The organism is Fibrobacter sp. UWH5 (assembly GCF_900142505.1).
GTDB lineage: Bacteria > Fibrobacterota > Fibrobacteria > Fibrobacterales > Fibrobacteraceae > Fibrobacter.
Map to the genome: position 1 here is coordinate 1 of NZ_FRBB01000050.1, position 1,236 is coordinate 1,236.

Annotated in this window: 2 protein-coding genes; both read right to left on the reverse strand. The window is 51.2% G+C overall.

The window, feature by feature from the left end:
- Positions 1 to 356, reverse strand: a 356-nt coding sequence (locus BUB38_RS15630) for an Rpn family recombination-promoting nuclease/putative transposase (RefSeq protein WP_139258491.1), incomplete at its 3' end; no start/stop codon positions are given.
- A 256-nt stretch (positions 357 to 612) separates the two neighbouring features.
- Positions 613 to 1,236, reverse strand: a 624-nt coding sequence (locus BUB38_RS16540) for a hypothetical protein (RefSeq protein WP_175547708.1), incomplete at its 5' end; no start/stop codon positions are given.

Consider the following 1,236-nt stretch of genomic DNA (forward strand, 5'->3'; position numbering starts at 1 on the left):
GCCTTCGTAGGCAGCCAAGGATATTTAGCATTACCCTTGTCCACCATCACGTTGATGGCGTAACGGCCAATCTGCGACATGATCCCGTTGCTTGGCGAGGACTTGTGTTCAAGCAGCAGGCCAAAACGCATTTCACCACCGGCGAGGGCCTTCACCTTGAAGGCGAGATCCGCTTCGCCCCGCTCGCCCACCTCGTCGAACGCTTCGGGAATTTCTTCAAGGGTATCCAGGTCCACTTCGGCGAGGATGTCGGCCAGGTTCTTGTTAGTCCTTGACGCCATCTCGAAAAGAGCCTTTGCGTTGACCGGTTTTGAAAAGACGTACTTCAGGAACCCGTCATGTTTTCTTTTGTTCATGTATTTTTTCGGTTGTTGCGCACACCTTTGCGGGAAGGCAAAATCGCCACCAATCCTATACACGCTTTTTTGCGGGGAATGGATCCCGATTTTTTGAAAAATGATTGTAAAATTTTTTAGCACGAACAAAGGAAATCCCCGAACAGGTCGTGGACACCGGAGGGGCGCGGGGGAGACGCAATGGAATCGCTGGAATGACGCAAATAAAAAAAGGACCCGCGAGGGGTCCTGACGTTATGCGAAATGCTTGCAGCAGCTATTTGCCACTCTTAAGCCGTTCGATTTCTGCCTTGAGAGCAGCAATTTCAGCAGCGTTATCGGCAAGAGCATTGGCCTGGTCGGCCAGTTTAGCTTCACTCGCAGCCAGTTTCGCATCTTTTGCCTTGCTTGCCGACTCCATCCTGCGAACCTTGCGTTCAAGGGCGCGGTATTCGTCTCCGGCGCTCACAAAGCCAAGCCTTTGTCCAATACTCTTGAAAGCCATCTTCAGTTCCTCCAATGCCTTGCGGCTGACATACTCATCCAAATATAACTCAATCTTACTTACAAGGCAAGCACTTTCGCTGCTGGGCAACGTCCTGAGTTTCGCCTCAATTTCCGGCAGCAAGGACTCGTACTTTGCCATGTCGAAAGCATACTTCATGGTAATCGCACCAATGGCAGCCTCGGCATTGTCGTGGGCAAGGCATATCTCATCGTCAATTTCCGCCAGGTTCACGAATGCGAACTCGAAATGCGGAATGCGGCCGTTGTACATGGCATGGATGTTCTTGTACTGCGCCAGCGGATCCCACGCGTTAATTCCGTTGTAGATAACTATAGCCTTCGTAGGCAGCCAAGGATATTTAGCATTACCCTTGTCCACCATCACGTTGATGGC